Origin of the sequence: Spiroplasma corruscae, from assembly GCF_002237575.1 — a bacterium.
In the GTDB taxonomy this organism is placed as follows: Bacteria; Bacillota_I; Bacilli_A; order Mycoplasmatales; family Mycoplasmataceae; genus Spiroplasma_A; species Spiroplasma_A corruscae.
Window position 1 is genome coordinate 1 of sequence record NZ_CP022535.1, and the last position, 20,946, is coordinate 20,946.

18 protein-coding genes and 1 other RNA gene are annotated in these 20,946 nt (G+C 27.5%); all 19 read left to right on the forward strand.

Annotated elements, in window-relative coordinates:
* Positions 1 to 1,332 carry a chromosomal replication initiator protein DnaA gene (gene dnaA, locus SCORR_RS00005; RefSeq protein WP_094047917.1) on the forward strand — a complete coding sequence of 444 codons (1,332 nt, stop codon included), beginning with the start codon at positions 1 to 3 and terminating at the stop codon, positions 1,330 to 1,332.
* A gap of 98 nt (positions 1,333 to 1,430) precedes the next feature.
* Positions 1,431 to 2,558, forward strand: coding sequence for a DNA polymerase III subunit beta (gene dnaN, locus SCORR_RS00010; RefSeq protein ID WP_094047919.1), 1,128 nt, complete (start codon positions 1,431 to 1,433; stop codon positions 2,556 to 2,558).
* Positions 2,559 to 2,619: 61 nt separating this feature from the next.
* The gene (locus SCORR_RS00015; RefSeq protein ID WP_094047921.1) at positions 2,620 to 4,518 is read left to right on the forward strand and encodes a DNA gyrase subunit B; all 1,899 of its coding nucleotides are present in this window, start codon (positions 2,620 to 2,622) and stop codon (positions 4,516 to 4,518) included.
* An 18-nt stretch (positions 4,519 to 4,536) separates the two neighbouring features.
* Positions 4,537 to 6,960, forward strand: coding sequence for a DNA gyrase subunit A (gene gyrA, locus SCORR_RS00020; RefSeq protein WP_094047923.1), 2,424 nt, complete (start codon positions 4,537 to 4,539; stop codon positions 6,958 to 6,960).
* A gap of 133 nt (positions 6,961 to 7,093) precedes the next feature.
* An RNA gene (ffs, locus tag SCORR_RS00025) (signal recognition particle sRNA small type) lies at positions 7,094 to 7,191 on the forward strand.
* A gap of 11 nt (positions 7,192 to 7,202) precedes the next feature.
* Positions 7,203 to 7,631 carry a deaminase gene (locus SCORR_RS00030; protein ID WP_094047925.1) on the forward strand — a complete coding sequence of 143 codons (429 nt, stop codon included), beginning with the start codon at positions 7,203 to 7,205 and terminating at the stop codon, positions 7,629 to 7,631.
* Position 7,632: 1 nt separating this feature from the next.
* The gene (gene dnaX, locus SCORR_RS00035; protein ID WP_094047927.1) at positions 7,633 to 9,480 is read left to right on the forward strand and encodes a DNA polymerase III subunit gamma/tau; all 1,848 of its coding nucleotides are present in this window, start codon (positions 7,633 to 7,635) and stop codon (positions 9,478 to 9,480) included.
* Between the two features lies 1 nt (position 9,481).
* The gene (locus tag SCORR_RS00040; RefSeq protein WP_094047929.1) at positions 9,482 to 10,054 is read left to right on the forward strand and encodes a toprim domain-containing protein; all 573 of its coding nucleotides are present in this window, start codon (positions 9,482 to 9,484) and stop codon (positions 10,052 to 10,054) included.
* A gap of 15 nt (positions 10,055 to 10,069) precedes the next feature.
* Entirely contained in the window at positions 10,070 to 10,705 is a 636-nt protein-coding gene (gene tmk / locus SCORR_RS00045) for a dTMP kinase (protein WP_094047931.1), read from the forward strand.
* A complete protein-coding gene (locus tag SCORR_RS00050) occupies positions 10,698 to 11,438 on the forward strand; it encodes a DNA polymerase III delta subunit-related protein (protein WP_094047933.1) in 741 nt (246 codons plus the stop codon). Before tmk ends, SCORR_RS00050 begins: the two co-directional genes overlap by 8 nt.
* Positions 11,438 to 12,157, forward strand: coding sequence for a tRNA1(Val) (adenine(37)-N6)-methyltransferase (locus SCORR_RS00055; RefSeq protein WP_211279178.1), 720 nt, complete (start codon positions 11,438 to 11,440; stop codon positions 12,155 to 12,157). Before SCORR_RS00050 ends, SCORR_RS00055 begins: the two co-directional genes overlap by 1 nt.
* 4 nt (positions 12,158 to 12,161) lie before the next feature.
* Positions 12,162 to 13,283, forward strand: a complete 1,122-nt coding sequence (gene tilS / locus SCORR_RS00060) for a tRNA lysidine(34) synthetase TilS (protein ID WP_094047937.1) — start codon at positions 12,162 to 12,164, stop codon at positions 13,281 to 13,283.
* 35 nt (positions 13,284 to 13,318) lie between these two features.
* Positions 13,319 to 15,232 (forward strand): ATP-dependent zinc metalloprotease FtsH, encoded by a 1,914-nt coding sequence (gene ftsH, locus SCORR_RS00065; protein ID WP_094047939.1) that lies wholly within the window; start codon positions 13,319 to 13,321, stop codon positions 15,230 to 15,232.
* 36 nt (positions 15,233 to 15,268) lie between these two features.
* Positions 15,269 to 16,123 carry an Hsp33 family molecular chaperone HslO gene (locus SCORR_RS00070; protein WP_094047941.1) on the forward strand — a complete coding sequence of 285 codons (855 nt, stop codon included), beginning with the start codon at positions 15,269 to 15,271 and terminating at the stop codon, positions 16,121 to 16,123.
* Between the two features lie 49 nt (positions 16,124 to 16,172).
* Positions 16,173 to 17,063, forward strand: a complete 891-nt coding sequence (locus SCORR_RS00075; RefSeq protein ID WP_094047943.1) for an ABC transporter ATP-binding protein — start codon at positions 16,173 to 16,175, stop codon at positions 17,061 to 17,063.
* Between the two features lie 68 nt (positions 17,064 to 17,131).
* Entirely contained in the window at positions 17,132 to 17,446 is a 315-nt protein-coding gene (locus SCORR_RS00080) for a DUF1904 family protein (protein WP_094047945.1), read from the forward strand.
* Positions 17,446 to 18,411, forward strand: coding sequence for a tRNA dihydrouridine synthase DusB (dusB, locus tag SCORR_RS00085; protein WP_094047947.1), 966 nt, complete (start codon positions 17,446 to 17,448; stop codon positions 18,409 to 18,411). Before SCORR_RS00080 ends, dusB begins: the two co-directional genes overlap by 1 nt.
* A gap of 16 nt (positions 18,412 to 18,427) precedes the next feature.
* Positions 18,428 to 19,942, forward strand: coding sequence for a lysine--tRNA ligase (gene lysS / locus SCORR_RS00090; RefSeq protein WP_094047949.1), 1,515 nt, complete (start codon positions 18,428 to 18,430; stop codon positions 19,940 to 19,942).
* Positions 19,942 to 20,946 (forward strand): class-II aminoacyl-tRNA synthetase family protein, encoded by a 1,005-nt coding sequence (locus SCORR_RS00095; protein WP_094047951.1) that lies wholly within the window; start codon positions 19,942 to 19,944, stop codon positions 20,944 to 20,946. The genes lysS and SCORR_RS00095 overlap by 1 nt, the downstream gene beginning before the upstream one ends.

Sequence of the window (20,946 nt, forward strand, 5' to 3'; positions counted from 1 at the left end):
ATGAATAACAATGATATATGAAAAAAAACTAAGGAATGATTAATCTCATCCGATTTAGTTGAACCTAACGTTTATGACGAGTATATAAAAATAGCTGAACTTAAAGAATTAAGTGATGACGAAAAAGTAATAATAGTTAAATCAGAACTTTCAAAGTGATACTTAAACACTATAAGTGATCAATTAAAAGAAAAAATTGCTGAAATCACAGGAAAATTCACTAATTTAACCTTATTAACCAAGGATGAGTTTAAGAAAGAACTTGAGATCAAATCATTGGTAAGTCTAAAAAAACAAAAATCGTTACAAAATATATACTCTTTTGAAAATTTTATTACAGGTTCAAGTAATATAAATGCACTTAATGCTGCGAAATCAGCAATAAACAATTTGGGTACTAAATGGAATCCATTATTTATATACGGAGATTCTGGATTAGGAAAAACTCATTTATTAAAAGCTATAAGTAGTGAAGTGGTTAAAAATGATGAAAATTTAAATGTAAAATATTTTACTTCATCAGACTTTAGAAAAAATATACTCGACTCTCTGATGGATGGTTTTAAAGAAATCGAAATGACTAAGACAAAAATGAATGATATAGACGTCATATTAATAGACGATATTCAATTTCTGGCTAATAGTGGCAAAACAAATGAGATATTTTTTAATATATTTAATTCTTTTGTAGAAAGTAATAAACAAATCGTATTATCTTCTGATAAGTTTCCAGAGCAATTAAATGGTTTTGATAAAAGAATGGTGTCAAGATTCTCACAAGGGTTAAGCGTCAGAATCGAGAAGTTAGATAATGAAACATCATTAAATATAATTGACTATAAATGTAAAATTGCAAACATAAAACTTTCACAGGAAAGTAAAAAATATATATCTTCTTTCTTTGGTACGGACGTAAGAAAAATAGAGGGAATAATTAATAAGATAGAATTTTATTTCATACAAAATAAACACGACTCTGAAGAGCTAATAAATATTGATAAAATATCAAAAATACTCGAAGACTACTCGTTTGCACCTGGTGGGGAGATTACAGTTCAAAAAATAAAGGATGTTGTGGCTCAAAATTATGGTGTTAGTATTAAATCAATTGATAGTGGCTTGCGTGTTCAAAACGTGGTCAAAGCGAGACATGTTGCTATGTATCTTACAGGAGAGATATTAAAAAAGAATTACTCGGAAATTGGTCTTGCCTTTGGTGGTAAAGATCACACTACTGTGCTGAATGCTTATAACAAAATAAACAAGTTTTTAAAGGACGACAAACTTTTCAAAGCTACATTGAAAAAAATTAAGAAAGATATTGTGTCTTAAAGGCTCAAAACCTTAATGCTATAAGCCTCAGGTGAAGTTATCCACATATTAAGAGTATAATAATAATAAATTAAATAATAAATTAATAGGAGGAATAAATGTTTTTTAGTATAAATAGACTCTCACTCATTGAAGAAATAAATAAATGTAATAGAATAATTGATTTTAAATCACCATCACCAAGTATTACTGGAATTAGTATTGAAGTATCTGTCGATAATTTGGTTTTGATTTCTACAAATAGTGTAATCTCTATTAAAACTTGTATTAACGTTGGAGAAATAGACCTTATAATAAAGCAACCAGGTAACCTATTAATTAGAGGTAAGTATTTTTTGGATATACTTAGAAAAATGGATGATGATATTGTTAATGTATCTTGTGTTGAAGAAAACATTGTAGTATTATCCGGAAAGAAACTAGAATTTTCTTTAAATATACTTGATTATAATGATTTTCCTATAATCGCATTTAGAGAAAAAGGAGAAAGCATTATAGTAAATTGTGCTGATTTAAAAAAAGCTTTAAATCAAACTATAATATCTGTTAATGAATATAAACAAAAAATTGTATTATCTGGACTTAATTTTTCTTTAAAAAACGATGTTTTTTTTATTACTGGAACTGATGGATATAGAGTTTCAAGAAAGAAGATAAATTTTTGATCTTCCGAAATTGAAGAAAAGTTTGAATCTAATATACCTTATAAAAGTGTTCTAGAGGTAATCAAATTATTACCTGAAAATGGAGAATGTAAAATAAGTATAGTTGATAATTATGCGATGTTTATAATAAATAAAACTGTCTTTCAAACATCTGTTCTTGAAGGACAATTTCCTGATGTAAATGCTGTTTTTCCAGTTGATTTTAATACAACCATATTTGTGGATAACAAAAAATTCTACAAGTTAATTTCACGTGCTGATTTACCAAACGATGACAACTCAATTCCTGTTGTTAATTTAATTCTTGAAAATGAAAAGATATTTATTAAGTCAAGTATTCATCAGGTTGGTAGTTACGAAGAAGAATTTGAAGAATTTGAATTAAAAGGAATAGATAATCAAAACATATCATTCAATTCTAAATATTTAATTGATTCTCTAAGAAGTTTTGAAACAAGAATGATTGAAATCAACTTAATTGACTCAAAAAAACCAATTGTTATTTCTTCTTCAGAAGATGATAGTTTAAGTCAAATTATTTTACCAATGTTTTCTAATTAAGATACCATAAAGATAAATTCTACTATTAAATGCTATAATTAAAAGGTAGAAAAAGGTTATCATGAAAAACGATTATAATTCAGAACAAATACAAATATTAGAGGGTCTTGAAGCCGTTAGAAAAAGACCTGGAATGTATATTGGGACTACTAATAAAAATGGATTACATCATCTTGTATGAGAAATTATTGATAACTCTGTTGATGAAGCTCTTGCAGGATATTGTAATGAAATTACTATTATAATAACTGATAAAAACGAAATCATTGTAAAGGATAATGGGAGAGGTATACCTATTGATATACATCCAAAAACTAATAAGACAACTTTAGAAACAATTTTTACTGTTTTACATGCAGGTGGGAAGTTTGATGAGTCTACTTATAAAATCTCAGGTGGTCTTCATGGTGTTGGAGCATCAGTTGTAAATGCTTTATCTGATTATGTTAAAGCTTATGTGATGCGTGATGGTAAAATTTATAAACAATACTTTTCAGAAGGCGGAACAAAATCAACTAGTTTAGAATTAGTAGGAAACACTGATGTAAATGGAACAATAATTTGTTTCAAACCTGACAACTCAATTTTTAAAGATACTGTGGTATTTGATTTTGATATAATCAAAAATAAAATAAGACAGTTAGCATTTTTAAACAAAGGATTAAAACTTAATTTATATGATCAAAAAAATGAAAAAGAAGTGTCTTTCATTTTTTCCGACGGAATTAAAGATTATGTAAAAGAAATTAATAATGGAAAAGAAAAAATAAATAATAAAATATTTTATGTATCAAAAACGGTAAATGAAGTAGAAGTTGAAGTAGCAGTCCAATACAACGAAAACTACGATGACAACTTATTTTCATTTTGTAATAATATTTTCACATCCGAAGGTGGTTCTCATGAAGATGGGTTCAAGAATGCAATGCTAAAAGCAATACACTTATATGTTGATAACTTAAAACAAAATAATGCTAATAAATTTATTTGGGATGATGTTAAAGAAGGAATAGTTGCGGTTGTTTCTATTAGACATAAAGATCCATTGTATGAAGGACAAACAAAAGCTAAACTTTCAAATAATGATGCAAAAGAAAGTGTGTTTAATGTAGTTTTAGAAACTTTTGAAGATTATTTGTTAAAAAACCCAGAAGATGCCAAAAATATATTAGAAAAAGTTTCATTATCACAAAAAGCACGAAAAGCGGCTCAAAAAGCTCGTGAAGATACAAAAAGAAAATCAGCTCTTAGTAGTTTCTCTTTACCAGGTAAACTAGCAGATTGTGAATCTAAAAATGTTGAAGAGTCTGAATTATATTTAGTAGAAGGTGATTCAGCTGGTGGAAGTGCAAAACTTGGAAGAAATAGGAAAAATCAAGCTATTCTTGCATTAAAAGGAAAAGTTTTGAATGTTGAAAAAGTAAAGCAAAATAGAGTATTTGAAAACGTTGAAATTCAATCAATTATTGCTGCTGTTGGAACAGACGTAAAAAAAGATTTAGATCTAAAGAAACTAAGATATGGAAAAGTAATTATTATGACTGACGCAGATGTTGATGGAGCTCATATTAAAGTTCTTCTTTTGACATTTTTTTATAGATATATGAAAGACTTAATTTTAAATGGTAATGTTTACATTGCTCAACCACCTTTATATAAAGTTTGAAACACAAAAAATACAAATTATGCTTATAGTGATTCAGAGTTAGAAAATCTTAAAAAGAGTACTTATGAAGGTACAAAATATAATATTCAAAGGTATAAAGGTTTAGGTGAAATGGACCCTATTCAGTTATGAGAAACAACCATGGACCCAAAAAGAAGAACTATGTTAAAAGTTACAGCGGATGATGCATTCTTAGCAAACGAAGTATTTTCTAACCTAATGGGTGACAATGTTGAGGAAAGAAAAAAATTTATAATTGAAAATGCAAAGTTTGTGAAAAACATTGATATTTAGATTGAGGTTATTTAAATAATGGAAAATAATAACATAGAAAATAGATTATTAGATATCGACATAAAAACAGAAGTTGAACGAGATTTTCTTGAGTATTCAATGAGTGTAATTGTTAGTAGAGCACTTCCTGATCTAAAAGATGGGTTAAAGCCTGTTCAAAGAAGAATTATATATGCAATGAATGAATTAAAGATTTTTTCTGATACTCCTCATAAAAAATCTGCACGTATTGTTGGTGAAGTCATAGGTAAATATCATCCACATGGTGACTCTTCAGTTTATGAAGCAATGGTTAGAATGGCTCAAGATTTTTCTTATAGATACCCACTTGTTGAAGGACATGGAAATTTTGGATCTATTGATGGCGATGGAGCTGCGGCGATGCGTTATACTGAGGCCCGTCTTTCAAAAATATCTTCACTATTACTTAGAGATATTGATATGGATACTGTGCCGTTTGTAGATAATTATGATGCACTTGAAAAAGAACCCGTATATTTAACGGGTTATTTTCCTAATTTATTAGTTAATGGCGCAACAGGTATAGCTGTTGGTATGGCTACAAATATTCCACCACATAACCTTTCTGAGGTAATAGATGCAATTGTGGAATCTATTAACGACAAAGATATAACTATTGATAAAATTCTAACTCTTATAAAAGGTCCTGATTTCCCAATGGGTGCTTCTATGACTAATGGTAAAAGTATGATCGAAGGTTATAAAACAGGAAAGGGTAGCGTAACATTAAGAGCGAAGATTACAACTGAAGAGACAGAAAAAAGAAATAGAATTGTCATTACAGAAATCCCGTATCAAACAAATAAACTTAAAGTTGTTGAAAAGATTGCTGAACTCCATAAAAATAAAATTATATTAGGTATTCATGATATAAGAGATGAGTCTAATTATGAAGGAATTAGGGTGGTTGTAGAAGTTCAAAAAACTGCAAACATTCAACTTATTATAAAAAAACTTTATAAACTAACAAATCTACAATATAATTTTGCAATTAATTTATTAGCTTTAAATAATGGAAAACCTGAATTATTGAATATAAAAGATATTATTAGGTTATATATAAACCACCAAATTTTAGTGATAATAAAAAGAAGTCAATATGAGAAAACAAAACTTGAAGATAAGTTACATATTCTAAAAGCGTTAAAAGTAACCATCGATAACATTGAAGAAGTAATTAGAATTATTAAGGACTCTAAAACAACTGCAGAAGCAAGTCTTAATTTAGGTAATAGATTTAAATTTGATGATAAACAAATAAAAGCTATACTAGATATGAGACTACAAAGGTTGGTTTCTTTAGAACATGAAAAAATTGTGAATGAAATTTTAGATATTGAAAAACGTGTCACTTATTTAATAGAAATAATTAACTCAAAAGAACTACAACAAAAAATATTAGTTGATCAATTAATAGATATTAAAAAAAGGTTCGGAGATGAAAGAAGAACAAAAATAATTGAAGAAGAATTAACTCAAATCGAAGATGAAGAACTAATCCAAGATGACCAATTTTTATTAAGTTTATCAAATGATGGATACGTAAGAAGAATTAAGCTAGATGAATTTAAGGTACAAAAACGCGGAGGTAAGGGAACTTTACTAAGTAATAATCAAACCGATGAAATACTTATATCCTGTATTGGTAAAGCAAAGGATGAAGTTTTATTTTTTACAAATATTGGAAAAGTATATAAAATAAAAGCTTACAAAATACCTTTATTTTCAAAAAACTCAAGAGGTATTCCATTGATTAATTACATTGGTATAAGTCAAGAAGAAACTGTAACTTCTGTTTTATGTTACAAACAAAATAAAAATAAGAACTTATTTCTTCTAACAAAAAACGGTATTGCAAAAAGAGTTTTGATAAAAGAGTTTGAAAAGGTGAATAATGTAGGAAAATTATCTATTGTATTAGATGAAGGTGACAAATTGATCTCGGTTGTAGCAACAAAAGGAAATGAACATCTAATAATAGCTTCTAAAAAAGGTAAAGTTATAAAAATAGAAGAAGAGAAATTTAGAATTATGTCTAGAGGTTCAAGAGGTGTTAGAGCAATTAAGTTAGACAAAAACGATAATACAGTATCTGCTTGTTCAACTGTAAAGAATACAATGGTAGTTACTATATCAGACAAAGGAATTTTAAAAAAGACATTAATTGAAGAATATAATTTACTTAGTCGTGGTTCAAAAGGGATTATCGGAATGAAATTAAATGATAGAACTGGTAATCTTAAGTATATTTTCTCTATTAGAGAAACAGATGAAATAATCATGGTGTCCTCTGAAGGAAAAACTATAAGAATATTAGCTAGTGATATAAACCTTCAATCAAGAAGCAGTTCTGGAGTAATAGGGTTTGATGTAAATGATAAAGAAACTGTTACTTCTGTCTCAATAAAATTTAATAAATAAAAATGTTTCACGTGAAACATTTTTATTTATGCGAACTTATTGTTTCACGTGAAACATTTTTATTTATTTGATATTGTTAACTAGCTTTAAATAATTCATTTTGTTTTTTATTTTAGAATATAATATGTTATTATATGAATGTCATTGTAAGGGTGACGTTCGAACTTGGTCAGGACCGGAAGGTAGCAGCCATAAGAATCCAGTGCCTTGTACATTGACTTTTTTTTATTTTTGGGGAAATTATGCAAATAAATAAAATATATAATTTATTAAATAAAAGTATTGAAAAATGTAAGAAATCAAAAGATGTGCCGGTAGTTTCTTTGTTGTATAAAGATGAATATAATTTTTATTTAGGATTTAACACTAGACAAAAAAAGTATGAAATAAATAATCATGCTGAAATAAATTGTATAAATAAGGCTTTTAAAAAAACAAGATCTAAAAATATGAGTGAATATAAACTTTACGTAAATTTAAAACCTTGTTTAATGTGTATCACCACTTTAGAACAAGTTAACATAAAAGAAGTATATTATTGATTGGAAAATGATAAAATTGATTATTCTAGAATTAGGTCAAGCATTATATTTAGTAAAGTATATAATAAAAGGCAAGAGGAGTTCTTTAGAAATGAACTTCAAAATTTTTTTAAAATTTTAAGAGGGTAGTATGGAAAACAAAAAAGTATTATATAGAAAATATAGACCTTCATGCTTCAATGAGTTAGTAGGACATTCCGTTGTGAAAGAAATCTTAACTAAACAACTTATGAAAAAAACATTTTCTCATGCAATGATTTTCTCAGGACAAAGGGGTACAGGGAAAACTTCTTTAGCTAGGCTGTTTGCGAAAAAAGTCTTATGCGATAGTAAAGATTACATCTCTGATGAATCATGTAATAAATGTATAAGCTGTATTGAATTTAATAATGAGTCACACCCTGATTTATTTGAGATTGATGCTGCTTCAAATAATGGAGTAGATGAAATTAGAAGCATTAAATCTAACATTTCAACTTTACCAACAATTTCAAATTATAAAATATATATAATTGATGAAGTTCACATGTTATCTAATGCGGCTTTTAACGCATTATTAAAAACTCTCGAAGAGCCTCCTAGGCATGCGTTGTTCATTTTAGCAACAACAGAGCAAACCAAAATCCCTGTAACAATAGTCTCTAGGTGTCAAGCGTTTAATTTTAAAAAAATTGATCAAGAAAGCTTAGTTAACAAATTGATTGAAATAAGTATAAAAGAAGGTTTTGAAATTACACATGAAGCTGCTCTTGAAATTTACTACATAACAGAAGGTTCATTGAGAGATGCTCTAAACTATCTTGAACAATGCATGGTAATTACTGAACATGTTATAGATATAAAAGTCTTAAAAAAACTATTTTATATATCTTCAAAAAGTGAAAAACTAGAATTTATAAGTAATATCACTCTAAATAAAGTTGATAAAATAATCAATGCACTTGAATCATTTAGTAGAATCGGTGTAGATTTTAAAGTTTTCTTAATCGGTTTAATTGATATTCTAAAAGAAGTTGTTGAATATAAGTTATGTAAAAATACTGATTTTCTTAATGTATTAAATGAAAAAGAAGTTAAAGAGTTTGATGACATTAGTTTAGAAACTATTATTAATCTTTCTGAAAATTTAATTGATGCTTATGTAAAAGTAAAAAATACAAGCCTTGGTATAGAAGTGGTGTTGTTAGGTATCATTAAATCATTTTCTAATAAACTTATAAGTTTAACTAATAAGATGTCTGGAACAACTACTTTAAAAAAAGAAGAAAATGACCAAGATGACGTAACTTTAAAACATAGTCCAAAAGTTTCTAACGAAATACTTGTAAATCAAGATATAAAAGAAGAAAATGACTTTATTATTGAAAAAATAACAAATCATAATCAAGAACAAATTAATGGACATAAATTTTTGTTAGAAACTGACTATGAAAAAAAAGAGTTTCAAATGAAGTCAATGATAAAAGATAAAAATAAAGTTAAAGTGAATGTATTTTTTAGCAATGAAGATATACTTAATGAGTTGTTCTTTGCTAATAAAGAAAAAAGAGTAAGTGTAGAATCGAAATTAAACGACTTCTTTAGTGTATTAGATAAACAAAATGAACTTACTGATTTGTTAATTCCTTTATATGATACAAAAGTTGTCGCTTCAAGTGAGAATTGTTCGATAATCGTCACTGACAACAGCTCACAAGCAAACTGAATGAATAACAAAATAAGAGATGATTCATCAATTGAAAAAGTATTTAATTTTCTTGAAGTTAAATTTATATTTGTTATAGATAAGGACCAATGAAGTTTCATAAAAAAAGATTACATAATGTATAAAAATCAAAACAATATACCAGAGTATGTAAAAAAGAGTTATAGGGAATATTATAGTAAAAAAAACACAGATATAGATATTTCAAAAGAGAATTATATTAGAGATTTGAAAGAACACTTTAAAGAATTTGATATTGAGGTCGAAGAGTAATATGGATGATTTATTAGATAAGTTAAAAGAAATTGATGGTATCACAAACAAAATAGGAGAAAAGTTTTTAATAAACTTGATTGAAAATTTAGATAAGTTTAATTTATTGAACGAAATACTACAAGAACTTAAAGAAAACTATAAAAATTGTGAAATTTGCAACTTTTATAAAATGAATAATACATGTGTCTTCTGCGATAATAATAAACGTGATCAAAACTTGGTGTGTGTATTAACATCAAAAAGAGAAGCTAGAAAGTTACTAAATAGCGAATATAGAGGAATAGTACATATATTAAGAGGCGAGATTAACCTAAATAAAAATATATCTCCGGATACAATACAAATAGATAAATTATTTGCTAGAATTAATAAAGATACAGAGGTGTTATTAGCTACAAATCTTACCTTTAATGGAGAAGTTACTGCAAATTACATTATTAGTGTTATAAAAGATAAATGTAAAAAGATAACAAGATTAGCAAGAGGTATCCCTTTTGGAGGGTCGTTAGATTATATAGACGAAGAAACACTTATAAATGCAATTGAAAATAGAAAGATTATTAAAAAATAATAATTTGGTGAAGATATGCTTTTTATATCACTTGAAGGAATTGACGGTTCTGGTAAGACAACAATATCAAAAATGATCAAGGATAATTTGTCTCAAAAAGGTTATAAAGTTTTGTTAACAAGAGAACCTGGTGGGGAAATTTTTGCAGAGGATATAAGACAAATGATATTAGACAAAAAAAATATAATCACCCCTTGAACTGAAACACTTTTATATATAGCGGCAAGAAAACAACATTTAGATAAAGTTGTTATACCTGCATTAAAGTCAGGTACTATTGTAATTTGTGATAGATTTATGGATTCAACGTCAGCATATCAGGGATATGCCAGAAACATAGGGATGACTGAAATTGATGAAGTACAAAACATAGTTTTAGGCTCTACAAAACCAGATTTAACAATTTTTTTTGATATTACCCCGAATGAAGCTCATATTAGACTATTAAAAAGAAAAAGAAAACCAGATAGATTAGAAAGTGAAAATGCTTTATTTCACGAAGCTGTTTACGAAGGTTATCAAATACTTATTTCAGAAAATACAGATAGAATTAAAGTTGTCGACTCAAGAAAACCAATTAATGAGGTTTTGCAACAAGTAGACTTTTTAATTAATGATGCATTAAATCAAAGAATGAAAAAAAATGACTAAATTAGATTTTTTAAATACTATCTACTCATCTATTCTAAACAAAAAACTTCATCACTCTATTATATTAGAATCTAATGAACAAGAGATTTTAGAAGAATGCGGAAAAGAGTTCGAGAGAATTTTATTTTGTGAATCTCACAGTATAGAAAATGATGATTGCAGTTATTGCAAGTTGGTAAATAATAACAATAATCAAAATTTGTACGAAGTTTTATCTGATGGTAATCAAATAAAAAAAGATACAATAAAAAAAGTTATTGCTAGACTATCGTTAACTTCTTTTCAGAGCAACTTTAATAAACTTTATATAATTAAAAATGGAGAACATTTAAAAGAAAGTGCAGCCAACGCATTACTTAAATTTTTAGAAGAACCACCAAAAAATACTTTTTGTTTAATTTTTACTAAGGATATAACAAAAATTTTACCAACAATAAAGTCAAGATCATTAATTTATAAAACGGAAAGTAAAAATAATTTAATTAGTGGAGATAAACTATTAAATTTTTATACAAAAAAAAATAAACTCCAATTACTTGAATACTTTTTAGAACTTAAAACAAAAGATAGAGTTTCTGTCATTGATGCTCTAGAGTACAATTTTAAAGCTTTCATGAGAATTAATTTTAGAATTTCAGAATGAATAATAGAAGCGATTGAAGAAGTAGGTAAGTATAATTACTATATTTTAACACTTGAAAACCTATTTTATAAAATTATTAAGGAGCTATAGTGAAGGTTAAAAATAAACTATTAAATTACAAAGATTTAGAAATTATCCAAGATAGCAATCATTTTAATTTTTGTTTAGATTCAGTTTTATTAGCTCGATTTGTAACATTTAATAAAAAGGTTAAAAAAATTGTAGATATTGGAACTAATAATGCAATTATTCCATTAATTTTATCCAAATATACTAAAGCAGCGATTTATGGCGTTGAGATACAAGAAGAACCATCTATTTTGGCTAGGAAAAATATTGAAGCAAATAATCTTATTAATCAAATTGAAATTATCAATCAAGATATAAAAAACTTTACAATAAAAAGGAATAACTTTTGTGAAATAGTTGTCTGTAACCCACCTTTTTTTAGAATCGATGAAAATTCTAACCTAAATACTAAAGAAAGTCTCGTTATTGCAAGGCACGAGAAATTCCTTAGTCTGGAAGAAATGATACATTTTTCAAGGATATTACTTAATAATGACGGAAAGCTGGTATTTATTCATCTTGCAGAAAGATTTGAAGACATTATAATTGCATTAAATAAATCTAGTTTTTCAATTAAAAAAATAAGATTTATTTATTCTAAGAATGAAAAGTTTAGTAACAAAATATTGGTAGAGGCTAAGTTATCAAATAATAAAGGTTGTAAGATATTTCCTCCGTTATATATACACAATGATGACGGAAGTTATACAAATGATGTAAAAGTTTTTTTTGAGGATTAAGACTATGACTCTAAATAAAAATAAAAAATATATAGTGGGTGTGTCAGGGGGACCAGATAGTATTTTTTTATTATCTAAACTTATTTTAAAAGGTTATAAAAATCTTATTGTATGTCACATTAATCATAATTTTCGTAAAGAGGCTTTATTAGATCAAAAAGTTGTCGAAGATATTTGTAAAAAAAATAATACTAAATTGGTTATTAAAAACATATATTATGAAAAAAAGTTTGGAAATTTTGAATCTTGAGCTAGAAACGAAAGATATAAAATATTCTCATCATTACTTAAGGAAAACAAATTTGACTCAATTCTTACTGGTCATAACCAAAACGATGTTGTTGAAACTTTTATTATGCAATTAGAAAAAAAATCATTAGTAAAATATTATGGGATCTCATATAGTTCGAATTTATTCGGGTGTAATATTTTGAGACCCATATTAAATTATAAAAAAACTTATATTATTAATTGATTAAACAAAAGAAATATTGATTATGCAATTGATAAAACAAACTTGGATATAAAATATAAAAGAAATAAGATAAGAGCAAATCTAAAAGAGAAAGAGATAAAACATTTTATAAAAGAGATAAATCAAAAAAATAAGTCTCTGTCAAAAAAATATAAGACTATTAACAATTTATTAGACAAAAGTAGTTCGTATCTAAATATTAATTACTTAAAATTAAACGATGATGATTTTAATCTTAGGTTGATATATGAGTTTCTAGTAATTAATAATTTACAATCACATGTATTATCTACTAAGAAAGCTAAGGTTAAAGAAATCCTTAAACAAATAAGAAGTAAAAAAAACTATTTAACATATGATTTTGATAATAGAATACTATTAAAAGATTACAATAAAATTTATATATGTGATAAAAGCATAGTTAGTACTTTTGAAACAAATAATAAACCAAATAATTGCACATACATTAATGCCGAAATTAGTAATTTAGTTTATACTAATAATTGGATAAAATGACAATCAAAATTGTATTATAAAAACAAAAAACTAAAAACCCACTTTATGAATAAAAAAGTAAGTTATTTAGAGAGATTTAAAATAATATTGGTGTTTGAACCTGAACAAAAAGTTATTTTAAATAAATTATGATAGAATTATAAAGATTTAGAAAAAGTGAGCGGTGTTTAATGAAAAATAAAAAAACGATATGGATAATATTAATCACTATATTTATATTGGCGATAATTGGTTTTGCTATTTATAGTTTTATAGTGTCCTCAGCTGAAAAGTTGACTTATCAACAGTTTGAAGAGTTGCTTAAGCAAAACTCAATTGTTAATAGTTCTCTAGAAGAGAAAATAGTTAATGGTGTTCATGTTATTTCAGGTTCATACAATAAAGATGGGAGTCTACACAGATTTGTAGTTGGTATTAATAACCAACAATATTCTAACTTACTAGAGGACCCTATTTTCAAAGACATAGTCGGAAGAATTATTACCAATCAAGAACTTGTTTCACCAATTTGGACTCTTGTTCAATCATTACTACCAATTGTTATTATGATAGGTGCTTATGTTTGGATTTTTAGTATGATGACAAAAGGCGGAATGGGCGGAGGAATGCTAGGCGGAAAAAACCAAAGACCTAGACAAATAAAATCCGATGTTAAGTTTTCTGATGTTGCAGGTATTAATGAAGAAAAAACTGAGCTAGTAGAATTAGTTGATTATCTTAAAAACCCAAATAAATACGCAATGATGGGTGCAAGAGTTCCAAAGGGAGTACTAATGGAAGGTCCTCCGGGTACTGGGAAAACTTTATTAGCAAAAGCAGTTGCTGGGGAAGCAAATGTAGCTTTCTTCACAATGGCTGGTTCAGAGTTTGAAGAAATGTTTGTTGGACTAGGTGCTAGTAGAGTACGTGACTTATTCAATGATGCTAAAAAAGCAGCACCATGTATTATTTTTATAGATGAAATTGATGCTGTTGGTAGAAAAAGAAATACTGCAATGGGTTCTGCTACTAATGAACAAACATTAAATCAACTACTTGTTGAAATGGACGGTTTTGGTTCTAACTCAGGTGTCATAGTTATGGGTGCGACAAATAGGGTTGATGTTTTAGATCCAGCTTTACTAAGACCGGGTAGATTTGATAGAACTATTCAGATATCATTACCAGATATTAGAGAAAGAGAAGCTATATTAAAACTACATGCGCGTAATAAGTCTGTATCTCCTGAGATAGAGTGAAAAAGAATTGCTGAAAGAACACCAGGTTTCTCAGGTGCTCAACTTGAAAATGTATTGAATGAAGCTGCAATACTTGTTGTTAGAAATAAACGTAAGATGATAACATTAGGAGACATCGATGAAGCTATTGATAGAGTTGTAGGTGGTCCTGCTAAGAAATCTAGAGCAATGACAGTTCAAGACAAAAAAGTTGTATCTTATCATGAAGCTGGTCATGCACTTATTGGTTTAAAATTAGATTCTGCTTCAAAAGTTCAGAAAGTTACAATTATTCCAAGGGGTAATGCAGGTGGTTATACAATTATGACACCAAAGGATGAATCAAATTTTTCTTCTAAAGAAGATTTATTTGCATCAATTGCTGGTTATCTGGGTGGAAGAGCAGCAGAAGAGTTAATGTTTGGTAAAGATAAAATTACAACTGGTGCTCACGATGATCTTGATAAGGCAACAAACATCGCGAGAAGGATGGTTACCCAATTTGGTATGTCTACTCTTGGACTAACAAAATATTTAACAATGCAAGAAGAAGCATATGGTCAAACAAAAGGTGTATATTCAGATGAGATTGCTTATAAAATTGATACTGAAATTAATACAATATTAGATAATTGTTATATTACAGCCCGTGAATTAATTAGTAAGAACCTTGATTTACTTGAATTAATAGCAGAATCATTAAGGGTTCTTGAAACAATCACTGCTGAGCAAATTGAATATATCAATAAATACTCTAAACTTCCAGATGAAGTTATTAAAGAAAAAGAAAGAATGGAAAAAGAAGAAAAGAAAAAAAACGCTGGAGAAATACTTGAGTTTGAACCAGATGAGGATGAAAAAAAATAGCACTTCACTGCTATTTTTTTTAAATAAGGAGATATTATGGATTTACAAATTAGAGCTATAAGTAATTTAAGAAATGTAAAAATTTCAATTGTAGATATTACTGAAGGTTTGGTAGAAATAGCAAGTATACAAAAACTGAGTGAAATTGCAGTTGAGGCATTAGGAAAGCTGATAATAAATACAAGTTTAGTTAGTTTATCATTGAAAGATGGTGCTAAAGTAGTTACAAATTTAAATGGTATGGGGTACTTAGGTTCTTTAATTGCTGAATTTGATAATAATAATTTTAGAGGTTATGTCCAAAACAAAGTACCAAGCATAAAAGAGGATGAACCAGGAAGTTTACTATCAAAAGCGGTTGGTACAAATGGTTTTTTACAAGTTTCTAGATATGATAAAAAAAGTGTTGAACCCTATACTTCAAAGGTTGAAATAGCTTCAGGAGAGATTAATATGGATTTTATGTATTACCTGCAAAAAAGTGACCAAATTAACTCGTTAATCACTTCTAGTGTAAAAATTATTAACGGAGAAGTAAAAAAAGCTTGTGGTATTATGATCCAATTATTACCCAATTTTAAAGATGATGATATTGATTTTTTAGAAGAAAAAATTGGTACTTTAAGTTACTTAATTAGTACTCTTGAAAAAACAACAAATTATGATGCGCTTGTAAAGGATATTTGCGAGGATGCGAAAGTATTAGAAACTAGGGAAATAAAGTTTAAATGCACATGTTCTAATGATAAAGTCATGAGTTCTTTAAAGTTACTTAGCAAAGAAGAATTAAAAAAGGCTTATGAAGAAGGAGAAGTTATAGAGGTTATTTGTGATTTTTGTACTAAACAATACAACATTAGACCAGATGAAATTTTAACTTTATTAGAATAGTATGATAAAATTATTTTAGTGTACTTTATAATTTAATAAGGAGAATAACATGACTGAAAAAATACCCGAGTTCGTTGTAATTAATAAGCCTACTTTCAACGAGTCTGATGAATTTAAAGAATTAAAGCAGAAGATTAAGTTTCAAAAACAACAAACATCAAAGTTTTCTAAAAAGATATTATTAGGAGATATTGTTACAACAACTGATAATAAACCTGATACTGATAAATATGTAATTGAACTTTTTGGAGTACGAAAGTGATATCAAACTGGAGATATATTAACCCCCGTATTAAGAGGAGTTGATTTAAAAATAGAAAAAGGTAAGTTCATTGTAATACTTGGACCATCTGGTTCTGGTAAAACAACATTATTAAATACAATTTCAGGACTTGATAAATCTTCTGAAGGAGATATTTTTGTATTAGGAAACAATTTATCTTTATTAAAAGATTCGCACTTAACTAAATTTAGACGTGAAAATGTTGGTTTCATTTTCCAACAATACAATTTATTATCTAATTTAACAGCTAAAGAGAATGCTGAGGTTGGTGAAAACCTAAGTAAAAGAAAAGAAAATAAAATGTCATTAGTTGATATTTTCAAAACAATTGGTATGGAAGACCAAATGAATAAATACCCTCACCAAATGTCAGGTGGTCAACAACAAAGGGTTTCTATTGCAAGAGCACTTGCGAAAAGTCCTGAGATATTGTTTGGTGATGAGCCAACAGGTGCACTTGATGAAGAAATGGGTAGAAGAGTTCTGGAAATACTTGTAGATATAAAAAACAAATACAAGACTACAATTATAATAGTTACTCATAACCCTAATATTAGTGAAATTGGTGATACAGTTATTCATGTAAAAAATGGTTTAATAGATGACATTAGAAATAATGCTAACCCAAAAAAACCTTCTGATATTGATTGATCTTAAAAACTAGTACTTTTTAGTACTTTTTTTATTTATTTAAATTATAATTAAAATAATAGACGGAGGTTATTATGCCAGTATTTACATTCAAAGGTGAAAATTTAAAAACAGTTCAAGAATATCATAAGAAAATAGGGGAATTAGCATTACTAGTAAACGCTAAGGTTGAAAATTTTGTATTCTTGTATGAAGAAATAAGTTTAATTACTAATGATAATGATATAAATGTTCTTTATGTTTCTGTTGAATGACTTGGGAGGCCTTTAAAGCAGGAAATCGTAGCAAATCATTTACAAGATTTTTTTGGTAAATATTATAAGAAGATATATTTAAAGTTTACTGAAATAAATAATTTTATGTATTTAAATGGCAAGTTAATAGGTTAATGAAAATAAAAAATATAAATATAGAAGGTAGATTATTTCTTGGTCCTATGGCAGGAACAACTAATAGCGCTTTTAGAACAATCTGTCGTGAAAAAGGAGCTTCTCTTGTTTATGCTGAAATGGTTAGTATGGAGGGTTTGGTACATAATAATCAAAAAACAAAGAAAATGATTTATGTCTCTGAGATCGAAAAACCAACCTCATTACAAATATTTGGTTATGATGTAAATTCTTTTGTTGAGGGTACAAAAATAGTTGATGTAAATTCTGATTGTGACATAATTGACATTAATATGGGTTGTCCAGCACCTAAGGTAGCTCTAAGGAGTCAAGCTGGTGCAAACTTATTAAAATTCCCAGAAAGAGTTGGAGAAGTAATAAGAGCAGTAGTTAATAGTACTGATAAACCAGTAACTGTTAAAATGAGAATTGGCTGAGATGATGAGAGCAAGAACGTAGTTGAACTAGCAAAAATTGCAGAAGAAAACGGTGCAAGTGCAGTAGCAATTCATGGTAGGACACGAAATCAATTTTATAAAGGACAAGCAGATTGAACATGGATTAAAAAAGTGAAAGAAGCAGTTAAAATACCAGTAATTGGAAATGGTGATGTTGTAGATGGAGAATCTGCAGAAAAAATGTTTTTAGAAACTGGATGTGACGCAATTATGATTTCTAGAGCAGCCCAAGGAAATCCATGAATTTTTAGAGAGATAGAACATTATTTAAATACTAAAACATTGTTAGAGAAACCTTCATTCAATGAATGAAAAGAGACAATTATAAGACATGCAAAATTATTAATAAATGAACTAGGTGAAGAACATGCGATTAAGGAAATGCGAAAGCAGTTAGTTTGATATATAAAGGCATATAAAAAAAGTCCAAATTATAGTGAAATGCAAAACAAAGCAGTTCAGATTGAAACTATTAAAGACCTAGAGTCAGTTATTGACTTATACTAGAATTAGAGGAAAAAATATGAAAGATAACAACGAAAGAATTTTTAGTGAACAAGAACAAATTAGGAGACAAAAATTAGAGAGCCTAATAAAAGAAAACAAAGATCCATATGTAGAAAATAGTTATGATAGATCTCATACATTACAAGCATTAATTGATGAATATAATCGTTTTGATAAAGAAGATTTATCAAAATTAAGTGACGGAAATATAATTTCTACAGCAGGTAGAATTAGATTATTTAGAGAAGCAGGTAAAAAAGCTATTTTTGCAAATATACAAGATCAAGAAGCTGTGATTCAAATTTATGTAAGAGAGGATGAAGTTCAAGAAACTAATTTTGCATATTTCAGAGATTTAGACCTTGGAGACATAATTGGAGTAAAAGGTATAATGATGAAAACCGATCACGGTGAGTTAACTATAAGAGTTAAAGAATTTACCCTTTTAACAAAAGCACTTAAACCGCTCCCTGATAAATATGCAGGAATTTCAGATATAGAGGAAAAATATAGAAGAAGATATGTTGATTTAATAGTTAACCCAGAAACAAAAAAAGTGTTCCAAAAGAGAAGTAAAATTATTAGAACTATTCAAAGAGTTTTAGATGAAAAAGGGTACATAGAAGTTGAAACGCCAATACTTCAATTAATAAAAGCTGGTGGTGATGCAAGACCATTTATTACTCATTATAATGCGCTCGATTCTAATTTTTACTTAAGAATTGCAACAGAGCTTCACTTAAAAAGGTGCATAGTAGGAGGTTTTGAAGGAGTATATGAAATAGGGAGACTATTTAGAAACGAAGGAATGAGTACAAGACATAACCCGGAATTTACTTCAATTGAAATTTATGTAGCTTATAAAGAAATGAATTTTTTAATGAATTTATGTGAAGAAATATTTAGAACATGTGCTGAGCAGGTAAATGGTAGTACAAAATTAACATATGATGGAAATGATTATGATTTTTCAAAACCTTTCAAAAGGTGACATATGGTGGACGCAATTAAAGAAGTATGTGGAGTAGATTTTTGAAAACCAATGACTTACAAAGAAGCAATTGAATTAGCCGATAAACATAATGTTCATTATGAAAAATATCACTTCTCAGTAGGTCATATTATCAACTTATTCTTTGAACACTTTGTAGAAGATAAAATAATTGAACCAACTTTTATAATTGGACACCCAAAAGAAATATCACCTCTTTCAAAATTAAATAAAGATGACGGAAGATTCACCGATAGATTTGAATTTTTTATAAATAAAAGAGAGTATGCAAATGCTTTTTCAGAATTAAACAATCCTATTGATCAATATGAAAGATTTTTAGATCAAATAAAACAAGCTGAAGCAGGAGATGAAGAAGCGTCTGAATTGGATTTAGATTTTATAGAAGCTTTGGAATATGGAATGCCGCCAACAGCAGGGATCGGAATTGGAATTGACAGATTAGTAATGCTTTTAACAGGATCTGATTCAATTAAAGACGTTTTATTATTTCCACAATTAAGACCAAGAGGTAACTAATGAAGTTTGGTATTGTTTTAGGGTATGTTTCTAAACTAAATTTTAAAGATACATTAAAAGCTATCGAATTAATTAAAGATAGCTTATTTTTGGGTATAAAGAATAAGTTTAAGTTAATTTCTGTAGATAGTGGTATTGTAACAAATAAAAGAGACTGACTAAATGACGATTTTCAACAAACAAAAAGACCAATTGATTTTGATATAATTGACAGTAAAGATTTTGGGGAGATTATATTAGCAAACAACAAATGAAGAAGAAAAATTTTATCAAATATCGAGCACCTAGAAAATAAAAAGGGTATTATATCAAAGTTTTCAACCATTGATAGAGATGCGAAAGTTGGTAATACTAGCTCGATAATATATGATGAACTAGGTATTGAGCTTTTAACAAAAGAAATAGATATGAAGTTCTTAGATAGCATATTAATAGAACTTTATTCCTTAATTTATAGTATTGATATAAAAACAAGTGAGCAATATAAGAACTTAAAAAAATCGCACTTTGCAAAAACATTAACATTTGTTTCTTATAAGAAGTTAAGAGAATTATACCCATTATTGACCTTCAAGGAAAGAATTAATAAGTTTGCAAAAGAAAATGGAAGTTTTGTATTAAAAGACTATGTCGAAAAAATAATTAATCATAAAAGTATGAATAGCTTTTCAGAAGATGTTTTTGATTTTAAAACATATTCTAAACTTTATGTATATAATTATGAGTGTGAAAAAGCAGTTTCAATAGGTTATGCTTCATACCAAGTTGATAGAGAAGTTTTAAGAAAACAAAACCTCTTACTAAAAGAGAATTATAAAAATAATACTAATTATAATTATTTAATTAAGTCAAATGCACTACCAGTTTCATTGTCTTCAGGACTTTTCATAAATAGAGTGACTATGATGATATTAGAGAAGCAACACATAGCAGAAGTGCATTCGTCTATTTGGGATGAGGAATTTATTGAATATTGTAGAGCTAATAAAATTAAAGTATTTTAA